Source organism: Leptospira fluminis, assembly GCF_004771275.1.
Classification (GTDB): Bacteria; Spirochaetota; Leptospiria; order Leptospirales; family Leptospiraceae; genus Leptospira_B; species Leptospira_B fluminis.
The window spans coordinates 156,707-180,393 of record NZ_RQEV01000003.1 but is presented as its reverse complement, the minus strand read 5'-3'; the positions used below and the strand labels follow the sequence as shown (position 1 = coordinate 180,393).

The following is a 23,687-nucleotide window of genomic DNA, read 5'->3' as shown; positions in this document are numbered from 1 at the left end:
AATGTTAGATCTATTTTTTAGGTTCTCCGAAAATTTTTCTTAATCGATAATGTCTGTAGGCGAAGACAAGTTTGTATATAGGTGTAAATAGGAATCCGATACCGGAAATCCGCGGTACAAATTCCAATTCGTCCCGTACTAGGGAACCGTTTTGGGATTTCGATACGACTCGTTTGTGTCTCCAGATTTTGTTAGAGAGCATTTCCGAGGATTCCAAAAATCCGTGCGAATAAATTTCAACGATTTTGATATCGTCATAATCTACCGGAAGAATCCCGAAAAGCAGGATCCAGCTGCGAAATAAGGTGCGGTCGAGCGGAGCATTCTCTAAGGAAAGATTTTCAGCTTCTTTGGGATACGTCATCCGTAGGAAGGGGAGAATTTCTCGGTTTACTCCTTTCATGGTTTTTACCGAATTCCAAACGACGTCCGGAGATTCGGAAAGATCGGATTGTATTTGAAACTGAAACATAGTGTTCTCGGATTATAGTTCGATTTTTTGATTGCGATCTAATGCGCTTCGACCCAAGCACATCCTTTTATTCGAATTGGCGGTTTCGTAAAGTTTAATATATAGAATTACCAATATTTTTATTAGCATCGACGATCTCGCACGTTTCATTCTTGACCTGGGCACATTTCGGCGCTTTTTCGCTCAAAACTCCGATTGCCCGAAGAGCCCGTCCTGTAAAGGTGTGGCCGATTCCGACCTTTGCTCCTACGGAAAATACTGCAGCCTCCTAAAAAATCACCTTCCTTGACAGCAGCGGCGGCGTCCAAGTTCATGTACGATAGCAGTATGCTCACAGTCGTCTACGCCACCTCCCAGCCGGGATCTATCTCCGATTTGAAAAGAATGCCCGAAACGGAACTGGAGGCCGCCAGAAAGAATCTGCCGCCGGGAACCGAGGAACTGGTGGACTGCGATGAGGATACCATCCTTTTCCTCCACCCTACCTTTTCGAAGTCGGAGCTTTTCCCACTTACCGACCAAGCCATTTTGCATTTTCAGGACGAACTAATCCCAGTGATCACTTTGGACCGGAGCGGGAACGTTTTGATGCAGGCTTTTACTAACCGGGAGAGCCTGGCTTTGACACTTGAAAGCGGTTTCGGCACATATTACAGCCGTTCCAGAAAGAGTCTTTGGAAGAAAGGGGATACTTCCGGTCATGTCCAGAATGTGAAGGAAGTCCTGACTCCGTCGGACGGCAAGTTTTTGGTGTACGTAGTGGAGCAATCGGGTGCAGCATGTCACGAAGGCTATTATTCCTGTTTTTTTCGCGAAAGGAAAGGGGGAAGCCTGCGAGTTTTGAATGTTCCATTTTTAGGGAAGGAATAGGCGGGGGCGGATAAGGGTATTTCGAATGATCGTATATTTGTCGATAGAAATCTTGGGAACCGTATGATATGAAATCCAAAAACAAAATTCTTCTAGGACTCGGTGGAATCCTACTCGGGTTGGCCCTCTTGGCGCTGCTTGCTTTCTTCGTGACGGACGAACTCAAGGGAGGTGCCGTAGGTTCGGGGCAGGTCAAACTGGATCTGAGCATAGAACCGGGAGATTCCCCGGTCGAAGTCACGGAATCCCTTTCCAAAAACGGCCTTCTCAAGTCCTCGAAATATTTCCTATTCTTAATCAAAGCCACCCGCTCCGCGAACAAGATCAAGGCCGGCCTTTACGAACTCAACGACGGAATGGATGCCAGAAAGATCCTGCAAGTCATTACCGAAGGCAAGGTGAAGCTGGTTACCTTTACCGTTCCGGAAGGATACAACGATCGTCAGATCGGAGATCTACTAGTTAAAAAAAATCTAATGAAATCTCGCGCCGATTTCCTGCAAGCGGCGTCCAGAACCGAGCTATTGAGAGAATTCAAAATTCCTGCGACCACTGCCGAAGGATATCTGTTCCCGGAGACGTATAGTGTCCCCGTAAATTATCCTGCGGACAAGATCGTAAGAATGATGATCAAACGGTTCTTTGCCAAATTGGATAAGATTCCGAAGGCTAAGGAATTGAATCCGGACAAACTTCATGAAATCGTAGTGCTCGCGTCCGTAGTGGAACGTGAGGCCAAAAAAAAGGAAGAGAGGCCTTTGATGGCGGGAGTCTTTTTGAACCGTTTGAAAAAAGACATTCCTCTCGAATCCTGCGCTACCATACAATATCTATTCGACAAACCTCATCCTAGGATCTTCGAAAAGGACCTAAAGATCGTTTCTCCGTACAATACCTACTTAAACAAAGGGTATCCCCCCGGGCCGATTTCCAACCCCGGACTTCCTGCACTGGAAGCTGCGCTTATGCCGACGGAAACGGATTATCTTTTCTTTTTGCTGAAGCCGGACGGTTACCATTATTTTTCCAAGAACTTCAAGGAACACGCCGAAGCTAAGAAGAAATACATAGACGTTCTGTACGATTGAAGAGGAAAGAATGAGCGCGAAATTACAGGAAATCGATACGGTAACTGAGCAATTGAAATCCGTTCAAAGGGCTCTGGATTTTTTTAAAGAAAAGCAATCCAAACGGGAGTCCGTCAGCGAAGCGGCGGTGGAATTCGTGGAAAAGGCCTCCCTTGTTTTGGATCGTGCGGAGCGTTCGGAAATCGAACTTACGGACGACCAGAAAAGAAGGATCCGAAACAATCTTTTAAAGATCCGGAATTCATTGGTGAAAAATCAGTTAAAGTGATCCGTATTTGCCGCGAAGGTTTGCGGATTCTGTCTCATTCTCAAATCGTCCTTTGCCTTGGAGCAGGGTCCGAAAAACTTAAATGACAGTGCAAAACTTTTTCAATTTATAGTAAATACAGCTCTAATTTCCATTTGGCAGGTTGAAAAAGATGATTGCTACGAATTCTCCGACGGATTCCTCAACGGCTAAACAAGCTCTTTCCCGTTCCGCATCCGTCCTCGAGCAGGCTACTAAGGCACTCGCCGCAAAATGCAGTTCCGGCGGAAAAGTTTCCGTTTCGAAAATGGACGAAAATCAGCTCGTCCAGTATCAGATCGCTTGGTTGACGTCCGAACAAAAGATTGCGGAAAATTTCATCAATTATGCTTGGAACGAGTCTCTAGGCACGGGGGACTTGGAACGTCTGATGGCCCTTGCCTTCGCCGCGGAAACCGTGACTCATATCCGTTCCGAACTCAGCGCCCGTCCCCATGAATACGGCATCTCCGTCCAGGATTTACTTTCCAAATTATTCGACGATAGTACGAATCAATTTTTGCAGGAAGCCACAGCCATCGCCAACTACGACCGTATCGCGGACCTCATCGTTTCCCTCGGACATTTCGGAGCCTACGGATTAAGCGAAGACCACGAAATGTTCAGGCAGACTTTCAAACAGTTCGCTGAGGAAATGGTAGCTCCTAAAGCGGAACACGTCCACAGACACGACGATATCGTTCCGGAGGAAATCATACAGGGATTGCGGGACATGGGATGTTTCGGTCTTTGCATTCCGGAAAACTACGGCGGTCTACAACCGAACGATCATCCGGACAATATTTCCATGTTGGTCGTAACGGAGGAGTTGTCCAGAGGATCCCTCGGAATCGCGGGTTCCTTGATTACTCGTCCGGAGATCCTTTCCAAAGCTCTTCTGAAAGGCGGAACGGACGCACAAAAAGAGAAGTGGTTACCCTTGATCGCAGCCGGAGAAAAAATGGGTGGGATCATGGTTACGGAACCGAATTACGGATCCGACGTGGCCGGGGTTTCCGTCACCGCCAAAAAGGTGGACGGAGGTTGGCTCGTCAATGGAGTCAAGACCTGGTGCACCTTTGCCGGTTATGCGAACCTTCTTTTGATTCTCGTGAGAACGGAAACGGATCCCGAGCTCAAGCACAAAGGACTTTCCATTTTATTGGCGGAGAAGCCGAGTTTTACCGGCCACGAGTTCGACTACAAGCAGGACGGGGGCGGAAGAATCAGCGGCAAAGCGATCGGCACAATCGGTTACCGTGGAATGCACTCTTTCGAAGTTTCCTTTGAGGATTATTTCGTTCCGGAAGAAAACCTGATCGGCGGCGATGCCGGTCGTGGAAAAGGTTTTTATTTCCAGATGGAAGGGTTTGCCGGCGGAAGGATCCAAACCGCAGCCCGGGCGAACGGGGTCATGCAAGCGGCTCTGGAAGCGGGACTACGCTACGCCCAAGAAAGACAGGTTTTCCAAAAGCCGATCTTCAATTACAATCTTACGAAATACAAAATTGCGCGTATGGCGATGATCGTACAGGCTTCCCGCCAATATACGAACGCGGTGGCCAAACTGTTGGATAACCACCAAGGCCAGATGGAAGCGACGCTGATAAAATTCTACGCTTCAAAAGTGGCGGAGTGGGTGACTCGCGAAGCGATGCAGATCCACGGCGGAATGGGTTACGCGGAAGAATATGCCGTTTCCCGTTATTTCGTGGATGCTCGAGTGTTTTCCATCTTCGAAGGTGCGGAAGAAGTCATGGCTCTCAGAGTGATCGCAAAATCGCTGATGGACCAACACGCTTCCTGAAAGTACAATTCGAATCCGAAGTTTCGGGAAAAGGCGGCGCCGATCGGCTCCGCCTTTTTTATTTTAAGAAAGCGCTATGCCTTCCACAAAAGAAAGCAGGTTCGAATCGGGGGACTCCAACAGTTCGAGAGTCCGTTCTACGGTATCGTCCAGGAAGTATCGATCGTTCTTGTAGGATTTCAGGAAAAGTTTCGTTTCTTCCATTTTTTCGTCGGGAAGACGGTTTTCCAACACGAGCTGGGATAAGGCCAAAACACCGAACGCGGATTTTAAAGGATCGGGATTCGCAGCGATGGAGAGGACTTCGTCTATATCGATCTCGCGGAACGTGGGAACTAAATCACTGATCAGTTCCAATGCGCCGATCGGAATCGTTCTGTCCAAGGATTTTACGTAATTGATCAATAATCGATAAGCCTGACTATCTCCGATCCTGGCTAGAATATGAAAAATTCCGGAAAGAAATTTTTTGTGAAATCCCCAGGAAAGTCTACCCGAGTCTGCGTCACGAACCGCCTGGTACAAAAAACTCCAAACGGCCTTGTCGTTTCCGGAAATCGCCTTTTCAGCGATTTGATCCAACCAATGATCGAAATTCTGATTTTCCGATTCTTTTTTTAGAAGTTCTATAAATTCCGTAGGAGTGCCTACGGACGAGAATGGAAATCCTTTCGACATTACAGTCGAATGAGAGAGGAAGGTCCGTCGATTTCCAGCCTTTTTTGCGATTTCGGAGGCCGTTCTTCTCTCTTATTTACTCTTTCTAAAATGTGAAAGATAACTCTCTTTTTACCGAAGAGTTTCCGCGGCTTGTCTTTCGGTCTTTACGGAAGTTTTTCCTTCCACTTGGCTCACATCGCGAACGGCTCCCGTGTGTGCGGATGTCGTTAAAGCGGCATAGGCTCTCAAGGCGGGAGAAACTTGTCTTTTCCGAGATTTGGGTTTCCAAGCATCTTTTCCCTTAGCTTCCATTGCCTCTCTGCGAGACGAAAGTTCTTTTTCATCTATATCCAATCGGATGATTCGGCTCGGGATATCGATTTGTATCACGTCACCTTCTTCCACCAGACCGATCACTCCGCCTTCCGCAGCTTCCGGAGAAACGTGTCCGATGGACAAGCCGGAAGTTCCTCCGGAAAAACGACCGTCCGTAAGTAGAGCACAAGATTTTCCTAATCCTTTGGATTTCAGATAAGAAGTCGGATACAACATTTCCTGCATACCGGGACCGCCTTTAGGACCTTCGTACCGGATGACCACTACGTCGCCTTCCTTGATCTCGTTGCCGAGGATTTTTGCCACAGCTTCTTCCTGGCTTTCCATGACCCGAGCTCTACCGGTGAATCTCCAAATGGACTCGTCGACGCCCGCCGTTTTTACGATGCATCCTTCCGGCGCCAGATTTCCGTAAAGTACCGCCAAACCTCCGTCTTTGGAATAGGCATGCTCCACGTCCCGTATGCATCCGTTTTGTCTGTCCAGATCCAGGCTCGGCCATCTTCTGGATTGGGAAAAAGCCTCAGTTGTGGGAACTCCCCCCGGTGCCGCACTGAATAGATTGGCGGCTTTCGAATTCGGATCTTGCCGGGTGATGTCCCAAGCATCCAGAGCTTCGCCTAACGTTTTACTGTGAACGGTCGGAGTATTTCTATGGATGAGACCTGCGCGATCCAATTCGGCAAGAATTCCGATCACCCCGCCTGCACGGTGGACGTCCTCCATGTGATATTTTTGGGTAGCGGGCGCGACTTTGCAGATGCAGGGAACTTTTCTGGAAATCGCGTCTATGTCCTTCATCGTAAAATCGATTTCGGCCTCGTGCGCGGCCGCTAAGATATGAAGGACGGTATTCGTGGAACCTCCCATCGCCACGTCCAAGCTCATCGCGTTTTGGAAAGCTTGGTAATTCGCGATGCTTCGAGGAAGTACGGACTCGTCTCCCGATTCGTAATAGCGCTTGGCCATTTCCACCGCGATTCTTCCCGCTTGTAAAAACAATTCTTTGCGATCCGAATGCGTTGCCAAAGTGGATCCGTTTCCGGGCAAGGAAAGTCCCAAGGCTTCGGTCAAACAATTCATGGAATTTGCAGTGAACATTCCGGAGCAGGAACCGCAGGTAGGGCAAGCGGATCTTTCGACGGCGGCCACCAACTCGTCGGATACTTTCGGGTTCGCGGCTTCGACCATGGCGTCCACGAGGTCTAGTTTTCTGATTTCTCCTTCCCAATTCACTTTGCCGGCTTCCATAGGACCGCCGGACACGAATATTGTCGGGATATTCAAACGGAGTGCAGCCATCAGCATACCGGGAGTGATTTTGTCGCAATTCGAAATGCAGACAAGTGCATCGGCTGTATGCGCGTTTACCATGTATTCCACGGAGTCGGCGATCAGATCCCTGCTCGGCAATGAATAGAGCATACCCCCGTGACCCATGGCGATTCCGTCGTCCACCGCGATCGTATTGAACTCTTTGGCCACTCCTCCCGCTTTTTCGATTTCTCGAGCGACCATTTGTCCCAGATCTTTCAGGTGCACGTGACCGGGAACGAATTGGGTGAAGGAATTCGCGATCGCAATGATCGGTTTTCCGAAATCGTTTTCTTTCATTCCTGTGGCTCGCCAGAGAGCTCTGGCGCCTGCCATATTTCGTCCGTGGGTGGAGGTGCGGGATCTGTATTGGGGCATATATGTACGGCTACCTGATATTCCTTTAGACGTCGAGTTTTAAATCCGGGTTGATTCGGCAAAAACGGGCATGCTTTTTGCTACAAAAGGGAAGAATGAAAACGAAAGAAACGTTGGAAAAGGGTTTGGGTCCTTGGTTGCTCTGGGGATTAGGGGTCGGTTATGTCATCTCAGGAATGTACTTCGGTTGGAATCTAGGATTACCCGTCGGGGGAACCTTGGGTCTCGGAATCGCCGTCTGTATCGTCATCGTTCTATATGCGACCTTTACTTTTAGTTATGCGGAGCTGGCCTGCATGATTCCGAAAGCCGGCGGGGCCTTCGATTACGCTAAGGAGGCGTACGGAAATCGCTGGGGGTACTTGATCGGGATGGGACAGTGGATCGAATTTTTATTCGCTCCTCCGGCGATCGCTTCCGCGATCGGAGCTTATTTCTCGTTTTTCTTTCCTTGGATGTCCCCCGTTTGGATGGCGGTCTTGGCGTATCTTCTTTTTACCGCTTTGAACATCCTGGGCGTCAAGGCCGCTGCCGGTTTCGAATTCGCAATCACCGTATGCGCTGTGGGGGAATTGCTTCTTTTTTGCTTTCTTACTTTGCCTCATTTCTCCTGGCCTAAGTTTTCGCAAGATCCTCTTCCGAACGGATGGACCGGGGTTTTTGCTTCTTTACCCTTCGCGATTTGGTTCTTTTTAGCGATAGAAGGAGTGGCAAACGTGGCGGAAGAAGCTAGGAATCCTCAGAGAAATATATTGATCGGTTTCGGCTCCGCTTTAGCAACATTAGTTTTTCTTTGTATTCTTACCTATTTTTCCTCGATCGGAGTGGACGGCTGGAAGGCTGTCGTATATGCCGATGCAAGCGGTACGACTTCGGACTCTCCTTTGCCTCTTGCTTTAAGAAAAGTATACGGCGAAGAAAGTTGGTTCTTTCATCTGCTTGTCACGATCGGTTTGTTCGGACTTGTGGCTTCCTTTCATGGAATCATCTTGGCGGGAGGCAGGGCGACTTTAGAGTTCGGAAGAGCGGGTTTTTTGCCGGAGATCCTTTCCGGAATCCATCCTAAATTTAAGACGCCTGCCTATGCGTTGGTGGGAAATTCCTGTTTGGGAATCCTTGCCTTGTTCACCGGAAGAACTTCCGATTTGATCGTTATCTCCGCGTTCGGAGCCGTGGTTTTGTATGCGGGTTCTATGATCAGCTTTTTGCTTTTGAGAAAATTCCGTCCTGCAGCCAAGCGTCCCTTTTCGGTTCCGGGAGGAGTGTTGCTGCCGGTAACGGCTCTGCTTCTTTCGGTTTTGATTTTGGCCGTAATGATTTGGCAGCACCCTAAAATCTTCGGAGTTTTTCTTCTAATTCTACTTAGCGGCGGGTTTTGGGCGCGAAAAGTTCTGTTCCCTTCCTCCATTTCGCATTAGGATCGGTCCATGGCTTACAAAACCGTATTAGGAACTAGGACGTATCTATTTTCCGATCTCAAGGATCTTCTCGCCAAGGCCAGTCCTTTACGTTCCGGAGACGATCTGGCCGGAGTCTCCGCCCGTAGCCAGGAGGAAAGAGTCGCCGCTCAGATGGCCTTATCCGAATTGTATCTCTCGGAATTCATAAATACGGAATTGATTCCGGCCGAGATCGACGAAGTAAGTCGACTGATTCTGGAAAGACACGACAAGGAAGCCTTCGGTAAAATCTCTCATCTGACTGTCGGCGGATTTCGGGACTATCTTTTGAAGGAGTCCACGGACACTCGGACGCTTTCGGATCTTATTTGGGGGATCACTCCGGAAATGGCCGCCGCTGTATCCAAGCTGATGTCCAACCAGGATCTGATCCTGGTCGCAAAAAAATGCAACGTAATATCAAAATTTCGGAATACTCTTGGAATGCCCGGAAGACTTTCCGTGAGACTTCAACCCAATCATCCGACGGATGATCCGAGAGGCGTGGCGGCGAGTATTTTGGACGGATTATTGTTGGGAAGCGGGGACGCCGTAATCGGAATCAATCCGGCGACCGACAACGTTCCTACCGTGATCGCCTTGCTGGAAATGTTGGATTCTATTATCCGTAGGGCTTCCATCCCGACTCAATCCTGCGTGCTTTGCCATATTACCACTTCTATGGAAGTCATGAAAAGAAAGGCTCCTTTAGATCTGGTCTTCCAATCCATAGGTGGGACGGAGGCTCTGAATAAAAGTTTCGGGGTGGATCTCTCTCTGATTCGGGAAGCGTACGAAATGGCATCGGAACTGCGACGCGGTACTGTGGGAGAAAATCTCATGTATTTCGAGACGGGCCAAGGAAGCGCTTTGTCCGCGGGGGCCCATCATGGAGCGGACCAGCAAACACTAGAAGTACGTGCCTATGCGGTCGCAAGAGAATTTTCTCCTTTGCTCGTCAATACGGTAGTCGGGTTTATCGGGCCCGAATACCTGTTCAACGGAAAGCAGATTTTAAGAGCAGGTCTGGAAGATCATTTTTGCGGAAAACTTCTAGGGTTGCCTATGGGCGTGGATATTTGCTATACGAACCACGCGGACGCCGACCAAGACGATATGGATACTCTTCTTACTTTATTGGGTGTGGCCGGTTGCAATTATATCATGGGTGTTCCCGGTGCCGACGATATCATGCTTTCCTACCAAAGCACTTCGTTTCATGACGCGTTGTATTTGCGGCAGGTTCTCGGATTGAGGCCGGCCCCGGAGTTCGAATCTTGGTTGCTTTCCCACGGAATCTTTTCCCCGGAGACGGGGCTTGTTCCGAAAGCGGAAAACGGATTTCGCTTATTGGAAGGAATTTTGAACGGAAAGGACTGACGTATGGCTTCTTTGGAAGAATGGAAAAAAATGACTTCCGCGCGAATCGGACTGAATCGGGTAGGCGGTTCCCTTTCCACTGCGGATTTACTTAGGTTTAGATTGGATCACGCGAGGGCCAGAGACGCGGTTTTACTGGAGCCGAAATTCGGTGAGTTGCTGACGGATTTGGACAAATTGGGAAAACGCTATGGAATCGAAGCGGTTCCCGCGGAAAGTCTGGCTCAGAACCGTCTGGAATATCTCCTTAGACCGGATTTGGGCCGCCGTTTGTCGGAAGCCTCGCGCGGAGAGTTAGCGGCGAGGATCGGGGAATACGATTTAGCGATCGTAGGAATCGACGGACTTTCCGCTAAGGCGTTGGATTCGAATTTGATTCCTTTTCTGAATATTCTCCTTTCCGAACTGGAATCTCTTCGTCTGAAATTGGCGCCCCTCGTATTGGCCCGTTTCGGAAGAGTGGCCCTGGGAGACGAAATCGCTAGGACCTTAGGAGCGGGAACGGTGATCGTGTTGATCGGAGAGAGACCCGGGCTTTCTTCCGCCGACAGTATAGGCATGTACCTGACTTACGATCCGAAAATCGGTACCACGGACGAAGCGCGGAATTGCGTCTCTAATATCCGTCCGCTCGGACTCGATTTGGAGTCCGCCGCTGCGAAGACGACGTATCTTTTAAAGGAATCCTTAAGTCGTAAACTTTCGGGAGTGCGGTTGAAGGACGAGATGGACCCGAGTTTTTTACAAAAACCTAAATCGGAAACATTGGAATAAAGGCGAAGGGAAAGGCTGCCTTTCGAGTCGCTTATCGGGATCGGATCGGTTTATTTTCGGTCTAAAGAAATATGCCCGGATTTAGGATTTTCTTCCTCCTTCTTTTTCCTTTGATTACCGGGTTATTTTTGACGCCGGGAATTGCCTTTGCTCGATCCGTGTCGGAGTATCAGGGAAGGCATTCCCGTATAGAATTACAGGTAGTTTCTCTTCCCTCCGAATCCGTTCGATTTACGGCATATCTGGCTCCGGAGAAAGGTTGGCATGTCTATTGGAAAAATCCGGGAGATTCCGGAACCAGTCTGCGAACGAATTGGAAAACGGAATCGCCGATGACGATCGAAGATTGGGAGTGGCCCGTACCGAAACGTATACAATACGGAGATCTGACGAATTTCGGTTACGATTTTCCGGTTTATCTTTTTGCTGTAGCAAAGCCGGTAGAAGCGAAGACGGCATCCTCGGCATTTCCGGTCCGCGCCGAATTCCGCTGGCTGGTTTGCAAAGAGGAATGTCTTCCCGAATCCGCCGTTTTGGTGGTGGATTCGATCGGAGAAAAACCCGTCTTTACGAACCGATCACAGGAACGAGGGTATGCTTCGAGTCTTACCGGTTTGCCTCTTCCCGAAAATCCGAACATAGCGGTTTCTTTTCGTAAAAAAGGAGAGAATTCCTTTTTGTTCCGAATCGAAGGAGAAAATCTTCCGCAGGAGTTCGATTTTTTTCCGGAGGATATGTCCGTTCTTTCCCATACAAAGCCTTTTCTTTTGGAATCTTCGAGCGAAAAAATCGAATTCGAAATTCCGAAATCCGAATATTCCTCCACGAACCCGGATTCGATTCGAGGGGTGTTGAAACTCGGAAATTCGAATCACCGGGTTCTTGTCCATTCCGGGGGAGGCGGCTTTTTTCTACAGGCTTTGTTCTTCGCTTTCTTAGGAGGTCTCCTTCTCAATTTGATGCCTTGTGTGTTTCCGGTGCTTTTTTTAAAGGCATTCGAACTTTCTAAAATCCCCGATCGAAGAACCGTGTTCTTGCAATCTTTCCTCTATTTTGCCGGGGTCCTCGTCTTTTTTTGGATCCTGTATTTCGTTTTTCTATTTCTAAAAGCGGGTGGGGAAAGTTTGGGTTGGGGATACCAACTGCAAAATCCGTCCTTCGTTTTTCTTTTGATCGCGATTTTCTTTTACCTCGGATTGCAGATGTTAGGTGCAATCGAATTCGGAGTTTCCGTTTCCGGATCGGCGGTGCGATTGGCAGACAGAAGCGGAATCGCGGGCTCTTTTTTTTCGGGAGCTTTGACCGTATTCGTTGCCACTCCCTGCACTGCTCCGTTTATGGGCTCGGCCCTCGCTTATGCGCTTTCGGAAGGTGTTGCAAGCGGGATGGCGGTGTTTGCCTTCTTGGCTTTGGGGACGGTCCTTCCAGTTCTTACGATCAGGAACGTTCCGGGTTTGGCCGGGATTCTTCCTAGACCCGGACCTTGGATGCGGACATTTCGGGAATTTCTTTCGTTTCCTTTGTTTCTTACCTCGATCTGGCTCTTTTGGGTATTCGGAGCATTAGCAGATCGTAATTCGTCTTCGATCGTATTGGTTTGGATCCTTCTTTCCCTTTTTTTACTTTGGGTCCGCAAAAGAACGGAATCTGTCCTGCTACATAAAGCGATCCTGTTGTTGGCGCTCGTCTCCTTGCTCGGCACGGCGTACGCTTTGAGAAAATCTCCTCCCCGTTCTACCGTTCCCGTTGCGTCGGAACATTTTCCCTGGCAGGAATTTTCAAAGCAAAGATTGGATTCCGATTTAAGGCAAGGGTCGGGAGTCTTTTTGTATTTTACCGCAGACTGGTGCATCACCTGTAAATTCAACGAGAGGACGGTTTTGCATTCGGATGAAGTTTCGGTTTTTTTTAAATCCAAAAACATCAGAGTTTTAAAGGCGGATTGGACCAACGAGGATCCCGAAATCACGAAGGCATTGGATTCTTACGGAAGGAACAGCGTTCCTTTTTACGTTTATTACCCGCCGGGAAAACCCGATCGTCCTAAATTTCTTCCGACTTTACTCAACAAGGAATTATTGTTGAAAACTTTGGAGGAGTAGGACGTCTTATCTTTCTCGACCTCTCCTAAGCGGTCTTTCCCATTCGGAGGGCGGAGCAAAAGATGCAAAGTAAATTCACGAACAAAACGATCGCGATCACTGCGATTGCCGGAGCCTTATTCCTATTTTTGGGAACCTATTTACATCCGATGCACGCGGATCCGAATAATGCGTTGGCCGCATTTACGGAATACGCGGAGGATCACCATTGGGTGGCGAGTCATTTTATCCAACTTTTAGGGGCGGCCTTAATGGTCATCGCTCTCGTTCTCGTGAATTCGGTATTGTCGGAACCTGCCGCGAGAGTGTTCGGTCAGATCGGTTCCATCGGATCGATCTCAGTGCTCGCTTTAACGGGGGCATTGCAAGCCGTAGACGGAGTCGCTTTGAAGTCCATGGTCAACGCCTGGGCCGCAGCATCCGAACCGGATAAGAGCGTCTTATTCTATTCGGCGTTCGGAGTTCGACAAATCGAGATAGGTTTGGCCAGCGTATCCAGTCTCATAACCGGAGTTACCGTATTTATGATGGGGTTCGCCTTGTTATTGGACTCCTCCTACCCGAGGTGGTCCGGGGTCCTCGGGATTTTAGCCGGGATTCCCACGACGGTCGCCGGAGTCATCATCGGTTATACCGGATTTTCGGAGTTGTCCATGATGGTGAATATGCCGGCGAGCGTACTGTTGTTGGTCTGGATGATTAGTCTAGGCGTATTTAGCTGGAGAAGATCTTAAACACGCCTAATGTTTTTCTTTTAGGGTGAGGCCTTGGTTTCCTTCACTTCTCGCGCAGGCTTTGTCCTGACGGAATCCTCGATTCCGGATAATTTCTGGGAGATTCCGACCATTTCCTTATCGATGACCGCTCGGCAATTCCGGAGATCACCGCCCCTTACGTTCGCTAGAGAGACCGCTTCGGCCAAGGACTTCGTCTTTTCGGAAAGAAGCGCCTTTAATTCCGTCGTTTGGGTGGAACAACCCGCGTAATCCGCGGTTTTGGCGTTGAATGCGGCGGTGACATCTATTAGGTTTTTCTTAAGTTCGGCCGTCGATTTAGCGGATTCCTGGATTCTCCCCTCGCAGGCGCCCAATTCCGTCGCTTTCGCTTGGATTTGCGAACTCAACTCCGTGTGACTTTTTCTGGAACTCGCCAAATCTACGCCGCAAGAATTTGCTTTCGTAGTCCAGGAGGCCAGCTCCGCCGTTCTGGATTGCAGATCCGTGCTTAGAGAGGCGGCGGTTTTTTGTCTGTCTTCCAGTTTTTGAGTCGTGTCGCTTAACTTCGTGGAACATTCGGAGAGACTATGGGTTCTCGCCAACAATTCGGAGTTCAGATCTCCGTACTCCTTCTTTCTATCCTGGGTTTCCTGGACGGACTGTGCCAGTTTCCCTTGTGTTTCCTTAAGCGAGGCTGTTAAGACCGCGGATTCGTTCCTCAATTTTTCGATTTCGGATTCCAATTCCCCGACTTTTTTATGGGAGAGCTCGATGTATTGTTGGTAGTTCGTAAGAAGCAGGGCCGTATCTCCCCGGATTTCCCCGGTTTGGGTTAGATACTCGTCCTCCAGAATCTTGATCTTGGAGTCTAGGTTGTTCTTATCTAGATTGGCTAGCGCTTGGTTCACGTAATCGGTGCTCATGGAAAGTAGGATGTTCACGGTCAGTACCATCACGCCTATCTTCCCTACCTTGGTGACTACGCGCTTTCCTGTAGAATCGTCCTTTTCATGGAAATCATGGATGGTGGCAAAAACTCCGTAGATAAAAGCGAACAGAGTGGTGAGTTCTCGGAAAATGGTGAGAATATCGTCAACGGAAAGATAAGCGGATAAAACGATAAGAATGAAGCCGCAACCTAACAGAATGTAGGAGGTAACCGCGGGCCAAGTGATGAAAAACCTCTTGGTTTTCCTTTCCTTATAGCCGGTATAAAGATAAAAGGCGATGGGAATCGAAAATAGAATAAAGAAAAGATGCGGTAATCTTCTTACGAATAACTCTATGTTGTCCTGCATGTTCCGTCCTTTGGGATTCCGCCGGAGATATCCTTAAATACGATTTTGTTTTGCTCCGAGGATTTAGGCCAGAATGAAGTCTTTTTAAAAACCCTGCAATGAATATTGATTTCCCGCGAGACGAACCGGGGAAAATGTTTCGGCTAGGGAACAGAACCCGTTTCGCCTCGGTCTAATTTCGAGCGTTTAGTTGATTGAAAAGGTGGACCGAAAATGAAACGCGTACTTTCGCTTTTTTCGATACTTGCGATTTTGGTTGCTTCCTTGTGGGCGATGAAACCGGGAGATCCTGCTCCGGATTTTTCAAAGAAAGATATAGACGGTAAGTTGCGGAGTTTAACCGAATTCAAAGGAAAATTCGTAGTTCTGGAATGGCATAACCAGGGATGTCCTTTCGTTCGCAAACATTACAATTCCGGAAATATGCAAAAATTACAGAAAGAGGTCACGTCCAAAGGAGTGGTTTGGTTGAGCGTGATTTCTTCCGCACCGGGGAAACAAGGCTACGTTACTGCGGAGGAAGAAAAGGAATATCTGAAAAAATCCCGAGCCTTCCCCACTTCCGTTCTTTTGGATCCGGATGGAACCATGGGAAGAGCCTACGGCGCCAAGACCACTCCCCAGATGGTGCTGATTTCCCCTCAGGGAAAGATCCTTTATAGCGGCGCGATTGACGATAAACCTACGACGGAAGCCGAGGACATTCCGGGAGCTAAAAATTACGTTTTTGATGCCGTCAACGAAGCGCTCGCCGGTAGAGCGGTTTCGGTTCCGGTGTCCCAACCGTACGGTTGTTCCGTTAAGTACGAGTAGTTCGCTCCGATTTCGTTTAGCATCGAGGGGATTCTCCGCTAAACGAAATCCTCACGGTTAGGATATCCGGATCATTTACGAAGGAGAAGCCATCCTAAAAATACGCCTACTACTTCGGTAAACATACTCACGTATATGTATTCGTTGCCCGGGCCGTCGAATATGATCGTAACTAACCTGCCTAGAAATAAACCGGCTGCGGTCAAAAGGGAAAGTCGAATCGCGAGGATCCTGGTCGCAGGTCGTAGAATTCCGGATAAGATCAGGATTCCTATGCTTAAACAAAGTCCTCCGTACATGGCTCGGAAGTCCGCCAACGCTGCGGTCGATCGGAAAGAGATTCCGATCATCTCGGCTAGGGGTTTGGGTTGAACGAAAAATCCGATCGCAAAACCGAAATACACCGTTAAATTCATAAGTAGATAGGCGTTGCATAAGATATCTAAGTACTTGGATTTCGATTTTGTCTTTTCCGATTCAAGAATGTGCGTCTGCATTTTTATACCCTTCCTTCAGGATTGATAAGAGGAATTTTATCGGTTTGGAAAGGAGAAGTCGCCGGAGGTTATAACGGCTTTTCTTTTTTTTGATCGGAGTTTATAATCTCTTATATTTGTATTTTTTTCTATAACTCACCGGAGTTTCGTCGACGAATTTCAGAAAAGATTCGTTAAACGAAGATCGGTTGTTAAATCCCACCTCGTAGGCTATTTCTAGAACCGTCTTATCCGTTTCCGTTAAGAGGATCTTCGCTTCTTCTATTCTCCGGCCGTTGATCAGGGAAAAGAATCCCTGATTTAATTTTTGGTTGATCAACTCGGAAAGCTGATGAGGCGTGATGGAAAGATCTTTCGCGATTCCGGTCAGGGATATTCCCTCGTTCCGGTAGATTTTTTCGCTATCGAGTAGAAAGTTCAACCTTTCCAGGACGGAATCCGAATTTAATCCGGCAAGTCTCGTTCTTGCATACTTCGTTTTGCCGAATTCCGAGCGGATATTGTCCGCGAGATCCGGATATCTTTTTCCGAGTACGAAAAGCAAACAGACGACTAACGTGACGATCAGGAGAGCGGTTTTGAAAAAAAGAACGTCGACGATGGCGCCGAGGATTATAAGAACTGAAACGATACAGGTGTCGAACGTGAAGATCACAAGTAATGTCCGGACTCGGAAGTTCCGGATCGGAACCGATATCCGAAGGATACGATACGCGAAGACGAGAGAAAAAACGGCCGCGATGCAATACAAGTAACGAAACATGCCGCACTCGAGGAATTTGCAGGTCCCCGGAACGTATTCGGCGAAGAATAGATCGGAAAACTGCGCGTATAGAAAAGCGGATAAAAAAGGCAGTCCGACCAACAAGGTCACGTCCCGAAGATCCGACGCGGGATCCGCTTCGTGCGAAAGCGATTTTACGCACAAAAAAGCCAAAGGAGCGGGTAAAAACAGAAAGGCGGTATGGAAGCTCACGTAAAAGTTCGGAAGAGCATTCCCTTTTTCTAAAAGGAATTCGCTCGATAATTGTAAGACGCCGATCGAAAGAAGTGCGGATGAGAAAAGGAATTTGGAACGCTTAAAAGGAGAGGAGAAAAATTCCGTCACGGCGAGCAATACCGCCAAAAACCCGCCGAAGAGAACGAAACCGTTTTGCAGCCAATCCGCGGAATCCAAGCGGGATCATTCCTTACGCAAAAACATGCGGATCCCTTTCGCGATGGTCTGCAATGTCCGGGCCATCAGGCTTTCCAGCTTGGTTTGCAAAAAAAGTTCCATAATCAATTTTCTTAATGCGATGTCGAAGGGAAGATTGAATTCCTTCCAGTCCGCTCCGAAACGGAACGGATAACTTTCGGAATCCTCCTCCGAGTTTTGGGGGGTATGGACCAAGGTTCCTTCGAAGTCGGTATGATCCTCGTCGATATGTCTGAATTCCACGGAAAGATGGACTTTCTTTTTGAATAGAGGGATCGGAATGATCTCCAAGCCCGCTAATTCTCCCCATGTGATTCCGGAAAGATTCAAGTATCCTCTTTCTCCGCTTCGCAACGTTCCTATTCTGAGAATTCCCTCCCGCCCTAGGCGACACGTACCCGTCCTGCTACGAAATAGGATCTCCAAAGGAGAGCCTACGTCTAATAATCCGTTTTCTATTTTAATATCCCGTATCTGTATATTGAAGATAGGGGTGAGAGTTCTATCCTCGATGTCTATGCTGGAATGGATCACCTTGTCGAATCCGATTTGAATCCTGCCCCGACGAGGTAAATACGGAGTTTTTTTCCGCGAGTCGATTCTGTTCGTATAATCCATATGGAAGGAACGCAGATTGACTCCTTTTAGGATCAACTTTCCTTTAAATAGCTTCGCGATGGAAACTCGGAACTTTAGGAAACTTCCTTTCGCATAGACGATGTCCGTCCCCAATTCTCCCGGAAAATGAACGGTAAAAGTCCGGGCCCAGACCCAGAGCCCCGGAAGTAGAATCCCGGGACTTAACCATCTGAATCTGAAAAGACGAAAAGAAACGATATTTACTAGGACCTGAAGAATCGGTCCGGAAAGAAAGATCTGGGCTCCTAGATAGAAAAAGAACGGAAGAACGAAATAAGAAGACATGAAAGGCGGGCAAGGACTTCGATTTTAGTCTTTGCCGCTCGCATCCGTATATTTGTTATCGATATTTTTCTTATCCATCTGCGATATCTCGAGCTCCGCGGCGAGGTCGTTCAGGAATTCTTTTTCCTTATCGCTAAAGGATCCGTCGGTTGCGATGATGCAGACTGCGTCTTCGTAAAAATTCATCGCTAAGACGGGATTTCCCTCCGCGAAATCGCGGATCATTTTGACGGGAAGCGGGGATTCGAAAATTTCGGAGAGCTCCTCCACGATCTCTTCCTTGCTATCCTGGTGGGAATCGAAAATACAATCTTTGTCGAACATGGCTTTTACCATTTGTCCCACTAGGTTGCCTTCTCTTTTGTGAAAGTTTCCGTCTGCGTGGCAAGCGTAAGACCAAAGGCTGACCAAAACTTTGGCATAGTTCATTTTCAATTGAAAAATTTCAGATTCCGGATCCAGCCCCTTTTGAAATTTTTCGTAAAATTCATGGCCAGGCAGTACCTTACTCGCCAAGGATGAAACCCTCTCCATTGTTTTCCTTCCTTCTCCGAAAGACGTAGCGTATTTCCGAAGTATTTTACCCTGCATGGACGTTTTGCAATGAAAATCCATGTTGCTTTTGGGGGAATTTTTCCCATCCTGACTACGTGAGAACAGATAGGAAACGCCGAATCCTAGTGACTTCGGCTTTACCGTACGCGAACGGACCCATTCATTTAGGACACGTGCTGGAAGCGATCCAGACGGACGTTTATGTCCGTTTCCAAAAGGCCGCAGGAAACGAATGTTACTTTTTTTGCGCGGATGATACCCACGGAACTCCCATCATGTTGGCCGCGAGAAAAGAAGGAATCGAACCGGAAGCATTGATCGATCGGGTGCGACAGGAGCACCACCGGGATCTAACCGGTTTTTTGGTCGAATACGATAATTATTATACTACGAACTCCGAAGAAAATCGCATTCTTTCCGAGGAAATTTATCTTTCTTTAAAGGAAAAAGGACACATTGCGGAGAGGGAAATCGAGCAGGCCTATTGCGAACACGATAAGATGTTCCTACCGGATCGCTTTATTAAAGGAACTTGCCCGAACTGCGGTTCTCCGGACCAATACGGGGATAGTTGTGAAGTTTGCGGCGCCACGTATTCCCCAAAGGATCTGAAGAATTCCCATTGCGCTCTCTGCGGGACTCCTCCCGTTTCCAAGCGTTCCAAACATATCTTCTTTAAATTGGGGGATTTTGGGAAATTTCTTTCCTCGTGGGTCGACGACGAAACGCACGTTGCGGAAGGTGTGCGAAAAAAACTTCAAGAGTGGTTCGGTGCGGGTTTGCAGGATTGGGATATCTCCCGAGACGGACCCTATTTCGGTTTCGAAATTCCGGGGGAAACCGGGAAATATTTTTACGTTTGGTTGGACGCTCCCATCGGATACATGGCATCCAGTTTAAATTTCTTTAAAGGAGATCGGATAAAATTCGATTCTTTTTGGAAGGACGAAAGCGCGGAGATCGCGCATTTCATCGGAAAAGATATCCTTTATTTTCATACGCTATTTTGGCCGGCAACGTTGAACGGGGGAGGGTATCGATCTCCCTCCTTGGTGCACGTGCACGGGTTCATTACGGTAAACGGCGAAAAGATGTCCAAGTCCAGAGGGACTTTTATCCGTGCTGAGGATTATCTGAAACATTTGGACCCGGAGCATCTTCGCTTTTATCTTTCCGGAAAATTAGGTTCCGGCATGGACGATTTGGATCTTTCCTTCGAGGATTATACGGCAAAGGTTAATTCGGATCTGGTCGGAAACTTCGTGAACCTGGTATCCCGCGTGTCGACTTCTATTTTAGACAAATTGAATAGAACATTGGGGGAACTTCCTTCGGAGGGACGGGTCGTTCTGCAGGAACTACGCGCGTCTGAGGAAAAAATCCGGGAATGGTACGAATCCCGGAATTACGCGCGCGTCATGCGGGAATGCTCCCGCTTGGGCGACGTGGCGAACAAATACGTGAACGATCTTGCTCCTTGGAGTCAAATCAAGGAGGATCCGGAAAAGGCCAGGGGGACAGTAACCGTCGCGTTGAACGCGGCGCGTATCTTGGCGATTTATCTTTTTCCGGTGGTGCCGAAAATTTCCTCCAAAGTGTACGCACTTTTGGGATTGAAGGGACTCCCTTCCTTTTCGGATCTATCCTCCGATCTGGAAAGATCGAAAGTAGCTCCGTACGAAATGATCACGAAACGGGTGGAAGAAAAGGCGATTCAGATTATGATAGAAGAAAACAAAACTCCGACGGCCCAAACACAAACCGCAGCACCGACTCCGAATTCCAAAGCGGAGGGAGTGGCTACTCTGGGGGAGATTTCCATCGAGGACTTGGGAAAGGTGGAACTACGGGTCGGTCGGATCGACGAAGCCGGTCCTGTGGAAGGTGCGGATAAGCTGGTCCAGGTAAAATTGAATCTAGGATCCTTAGGGAACAAAAACGTCTTTGCCGGAATTAAGGCGGCGTATGATCCGGAATCCTTGGTAGGTCTAAAAGTAGTGGCGGTCACAAATCTCAAACCTCGAAAAATGAAATTCGGACTCTCCGAGGCTATGTTACTCGCGGCGGGAGAAGGGGAAAGTCTAACCTTGTTCGTCCCGCATCGCGACGCCCAGCCGGGGGATCGACTGAAGTAATCGTACATCCATGCCTTTAGAACTGGATATCAGTTACAGCTTTCAGAGACTCTTGGAAAAGAGTCGTTCCGTTTCGGGTAGGCTCGTCTCCAGACAACTTACGTTCATCCTCGATTCCTTTCTGAAAAACCGATTTGAAAAGGCGGCTTCGATACTGGGACGAGGGGAAAAAATCGCTCTCATCGCACTTGGCGGATACGGGAGAATGGAGATTTCCCCGCACTCCGACGTGGACATATTATATCTTCATAATGGAATTCCGGAGACGAAACTTTCCGAGATCATTTCCTCCACGAACACCTATCTTTACGATTCCGGAAAAGAGGTGGGCCATATCTGTCGGACGATTAAGGAATCCTTTCATTATCTGGATGATATGTCCAGTTTTCATGCCGTTTTGGATAGTCGATTCCTTGCCGGATCCAGGGAGATGTTCGAGAAATACAAAACCGATTTCCTAGGAAAACTCCCCTTCAAATACGTGGAGAGGTACAACCGTTCCAAGGAACTCCAGCTTTCCGAGAGGTTCCTAAGAGAAGACAAACCCATCCTATTGTCGGAACCTCATTTGAAATCCGACATCTGCGGCTTGAGAGACGTACAATACGTATATTGGCACGAAAAAGCCCTGAACCCGATTCCTTCTCTCGGAGCCTTGGCTCTACTCCCTGTTTTTCAAAGGGGAGAAGCCCAACTTCTGGAAGAAGCCTACGATTTTTTGCTTAGGACCAGGATCGCACTTCATGTCGCGACCGGAAGAAAGCACGATCGTTTGGATTTGAATCTTCAGCCCGAAGTTGCCGCGTACTTGGGCTTCGGGGATAAGGATGCTCTCCAAACCGTGGAGAAATTCATGAACCAACTCTACGGGCACCAAAAAAACGTTTTCTTCGTGATGAGAAGCTATCTGGATTTTGCGATCGAGCGGAATAAGCCGGGCAAAGCGGAAACGTTTTCCTATTCCGGATTGGCCTTTTCCAAAGTACGCGACGCAATCTATCCTCCTCCCGAGGAGAATCTTTTTGCGGATCCTCACACTTTATACAGGGACGTAATGCTCACGTTCCGGATGATCCAGGAAACCGGTTTTCACGTTTCGGGAACTTTGTTAAACGAAATTAGATTCGCTTCTCCGTTTTTGGACGACGACTTCCGTTATTCCGCGGAAGTAAACGGCGAGTTCTTGAATATCCTACGATTACTGAAAGATAGGGGAAGAGTCCTGAAATTGATGCACGAATGCCAGGTCCTGGGCGCTCTGTTGCCCGAGTTCGGCGCTTGCACGAATTTCGCGCTTTTTAGCTATCATCATGAATTTACCGTGGACGAACACACTCTTCTGATCCTTCACGAGTTGGATCGTTTGGATTCCGGAGACTTCGAAGATCCGGACATTCTGGAAGTCTATAAGGAATGTGTTAAAACTGAGATTCTCTCCCTCGCAATCCTACTGCACGACGCCGGAAAAGTGAAGGAGGGGGATCACTCGGAGTACGGAGCCGAATTGGCGGTGTCCGTCGGGGATAGGCTCGGTCTTTCGGAGGAAGACACAGACCTTTGCAGGTTTCTCGTGGAAAAACATATCCTCATGTCCGAACTTTCCTCCAAACGCGACATCTCGGATCCGGGTTTGATCCGAAGCTTTGCCAGAACAGTTTCTTCTGCCGAGCGATTGAGATTACTTTACATTTTGACGATCATCGACACGAAGTCCGTTGGTAGTAACGTACTGACCAACTGGAAGAAGAGTATCCTTAGCGACCTATACAGGAATACTATGGAATTCCTGAGGGAAAAACCGCTTCCGGAAGAGGAACTCCTGGACGAGGTGGAACGTATCTCTCATGCGAAGGACTTGGTCTCCTATCTGATCGAAAAGGAAGGGCGGGAAAAGAACATCGCCGAAAGCGTCGCTTCGTTCGCATATTCGGTTATTCCGCATAGTTATTTGAAAACGGTTTCCAACCGCAAGATTCTCAAGCACTTCAAATCCATCGTTACCTTAAGTCAGGATTCAAATAACCAACTTCTATTCGAATCGGAGCGGGATCCCGCATTCGTTACCGCTGACGTGGTCAGTCAGGACCTTCCCGAGATTTTGCTGGATTTGTGTTGCTCCGTTTCCTCCGAGGGACTTAGTCTTGTCGGAATGCAGAGTTATGCTTCGGGAAAATTTCAGATCAATATCCTGCAAGTGACCGACTCGCAAGGAAGCGGAAATATATCCCCCGAAAAAATTTCAAAACTGGAGGACAAGCTTCGTTTGATGGCCTCCGGAAAACTCCAGAGGGATAGTATCGCGTTCGAACCAACGGAATGGAATCCGAGAAAGCCCATCCCGGAAAGCATGATCAACCGATCCGTTCGCTTTTCCAACGAGGATCTTTCCGACATGACCATTATGGAAGTGAGAATGCCGGATATGGTGGGTTTGGTATATAGAATATTACGAAAAGTATTCGAGTTCGGTTTGAAGGTATCATACTTACGCGTCTCCACTTCGGCGGATTACGCCTACGATTCTTTTTATTTACAGGATAAGGATGGAGGGCAGGTTAAGGACAAGAAATTACTTTCCTCCCTAGAGTCTCGGATCCTCGGAATCCAGGCTATGGAAAGAGTGACAGGGGAACTCACGTTTTAAA

20 protein-coding genes are annotated in these 23,687 nt (G+C 48.2%); 12 read left to right on the top strand and 8 right to left on the bottom strand.

Annotated features, from left to right (window positions below):
• Positions 1-10 precede the first annotated feature (10 nt).
• Positions 11-472: a hypothetical protein gene (locus tag EHO61_RS02790; RefSeq protein WP_135812111.1), complete on the bottom strand. Its 462-nt coding sequence runs from the start codon at positions 470-472 to the stop codon at positions 11-13.
• Between the two features lie 327 nt (positions 473-799).
• Here EHO61_RS02790 and EHO61_RS02785 point away from each other — a divergent pair, with 327 nt between their 5' ends.
• From EHO61_RS02785 to EHO61_RS02770, 4 genes are all read left to right on the top strand, one after another.
• On the top strand, positions 800-1,342 hold the full coding sequence (locus tag EHO61_RS02785; RefSeq protein WP_135812554.1) for a phosphoribosyl-AMP cyclohydrolase: 543 nt from the start codon (positions 800-802) through the stop codon (positions 1,340-1,342).
• 68 nt (positions 1,343-1,410) lie between these two features.
• A complete protein-coding gene (gene mltG, locus EHO61_RS02780; RefSeq protein ID WP_135812110.1) occupies positions 1,411-2,430 on the top strand; it encodes an endolytic transglycosylase MltG in 1,020 nt (339 codons plus the stop codon).
• Between the two features lie 10 nt (positions 2,431-2,440).
• The gene (locus EHO61_RS02775; protein WP_135812109.1) at positions 2,441-2,698 is read left to right on the top strand and encodes a hypothetical protein; all 258 of its coding nucleotides are present in this window, start codon (positions 2,441-2,443) and stop codon (positions 2,696-2,698) included.
• A gap of 151 nt (positions 2,699-2,849) precedes the next feature.
• On the top strand, positions 2,850-4,523 hold the full coding sequence (locus tag EHO61_RS02770; RefSeq protein ID WP_135812108.1) for an acyl-CoA dehydrogenase family protein: 1,674 nt from the start codon (positions 2,850-2,852) through the stop codon (positions 4,521-4,523).
• Positions 4,524-4,586: 63 nt separating this feature from the next.
• Here the strand turns inward: EHO61_RS02770 and EHO61_RS02765 are convergent, their stop codons facing one another.
• Both EHO61_RS02765 and ilvD read right to left on the bottom strand, forming a co-directional pair.
• A complete protein-coding gene (locus EHO61_RS02765; RefSeq protein ID WP_135812107.1) occupies positions 4,587-5,201 on the bottom strand; it encodes a hypothetical protein in 615 nt (204 codons plus the stop codon).
• Positions 5,202-5,312: 111 nt separating this feature from the next.
• A complete protein-coding gene (ilvD, locus tag EHO61_RS02760) occupies positions 5,313-7,211 on the bottom strand; it encodes a dihydroxy-acid dehydratase (protein WP_135812106.1) in 1,899 nt (632 codons plus the stop codon).
• Positions 7,212-7,306: 95 nt separating this feature from the next.
• On the opposite strand from ilvD, the gene eat reads away from it, so the two are divergent.
• The 5 genes from eat to EHO61_RS02735 all read left to right on the top strand — a co-directional run bounded on the left by eat (position 7,307) and on the right by EHO61_RS02735 (position 13,640).
• Entirely contained in the window at positions 7,307-8,629 is a 1,323-nt protein-coding gene (gene eat / locus EHO61_RS02755; RefSeq protein ID WP_135812105.1) for an ethanolamine permease, read from the top strand.
• 9 nt (positions 8,630-8,638) lie between these two features.
• The gene (locus EHO61_RS02750; RefSeq protein ID WP_135812104.1) at positions 8,639-10,030 is read left to right on the top strand and encodes an ethanolamine ammonia-lyase subunit EutB; all 1,392 of its coding nucleotides are present in this window, start codon (positions 8,639-8,641) and stop codon (positions 10,028-10,030) included.
• A 3-nt stretch (positions 10,031-10,033) separates the two neighbouring features.
• Positions 10,034-10,804 (top strand): ethanolamine ammonia-lyase subunit EutC, encoded by a 771-nt coding sequence (gene eutC / locus EHO61_RS02745; protein ID WP_135812103.1) that lies wholly within the window; start codon positions 10,034-10,036, stop codon positions 10,802-10,804.
• 158 nt (positions 10,805-10,962) lie between these two features.
• Positions 10,963-12,906 (top strand): protein-disulfide reductase DsbD family protein, encoded by a 1,944-nt coding sequence (locus EHO61_RS02740; protein ID WP_246031979.1) that lies wholly within the window; start codon positions 10,963-10,965, stop codon positions 12,904-12,906.
• A gap of 62 nt (positions 12,907-12,968) precedes the next feature.
• A complete protein-coding gene (locus EHO61_RS02735) occupies positions 12,969-13,640 on the top strand; it encodes a DUF4386 family protein (RefSeq protein WP_135812101.1) in 672 nt (223 codons plus the stop codon).
• 20 nt (positions 13,641-13,660) lie between these two features.
• Here EHO61_RS02735 and EHO61_RS02730 read toward each other — a convergent pair whose 3' ends face one another.
• A complete protein-coding gene (locus tag EHO61_RS02730) occupies positions 13,661-14,920 on the bottom strand; it encodes a family 2 glycosyl transferase (protein ID WP_135812100.1) in 1,260 nt (419 codons plus the stop codon).
• A gap of 213 nt (positions 14,921-15,133) precedes the next feature.
• On the opposite strand from EHO61_RS02730, the gene EHO61_RS02725 reads away from it, so the two are divergent.
• Positions 15,134-15,733: a thioredoxin family protein gene (locus EHO61_RS02725; protein WP_135812099.1), complete on the top strand. Its 600-nt coding sequence runs from the start codon at positions 15,134-15,136 to the stop codon at positions 15,731-15,733.
• A gap of 71 nt (positions 15,734-15,804) precedes the next feature.
• Here EHO61_RS02725 and EHO61_RS02720 read toward each other — a convergent pair whose 3' ends face one another.
• The 4 genes from EHO61_RS02720 to EHO61_RS02705 all read right to left on the bottom strand — a co-directional run bounded on the left by EHO61_RS02720 (position 15,805) and on the right by EHO61_RS02705 (position 18,886).
• Positions 15,805-16,230: a DUF4345 domain-containing protein gene (locus tag EHO61_RS02720; protein WP_135812098.1), complete on the bottom strand. Its 426-nt coding sequence runs from the start codon at positions 16,228-16,230 to the stop codon at positions 15,805-15,807.
• Positions 16,231-16,330: 100 nt separating this feature from the next.
• On the bottom strand, positions 16,331-17,407 hold the full coding sequence (locus EHO61_RS02715; protein WP_135812097.1) for a helix-turn-helix domain-containing protein: 1,077 nt from the start codon (positions 17,405-17,407) through the stop codon (positions 16,331-16,333).
• Between the two features lie 6 nt (positions 17,408-17,413).
• The gene (locus EHO61_RS02710; RefSeq protein WP_135812096.1) at positions 17,414-18,352 is read right to left on the bottom strand and encodes a hypothetical protein; all 939 of its coding nucleotides are present in this window, start codon (positions 18,350-18,352) and stop codon (positions 17,414-17,416) included.
• A 24-nt stretch (positions 18,353-18,376) separates the two neighbouring features.
• The gene (locus EHO61_RS02705; RefSeq protein WP_135767470.1) at positions 18,377-18,886 is read right to left on the bottom strand and encodes a tellurite resistance TerB family protein; all 510 of its coding nucleotides are present in this window, start codon (positions 18,884-18,886) and stop codon (positions 18,377-18,379) included.
• A gap of 116 nt (positions 18,887-19,002) precedes the next feature.
• On the opposite strand from EHO61_RS02705, the gene metG reads away from it, so the two are divergent.
• Together metG and EHO61_RS02695 are read left to right on the top strand one after the other, a co-directional pair.
• Complete coding sequence (metG, locus tag EHO61_RS02700) at positions 19,003-21,042, top strand: methionine--tRNA ligase (RefSeq protein ID WP_135812095.1); 2,040 nt, start codon at positions 19,003-19,005, stop codon at positions 21,040-21,042.
• 10 nt (positions 21,043-21,052) lie between these two features.
• Positions 21,053-23,686 carry a [protein-PII] uridylyltransferase family protein gene (locus tag EHO61_RS02695; protein ID WP_135812094.1) on the top strand — a complete coding sequence of 878 codons (2,634 nt, stop codon included), beginning with the start codon at positions 21,053-21,055 and terminating at the stop codon, positions 23,684-23,686.
• The last annotated feature ends 1 nt before the right edge of the window (position 23,687 follow it).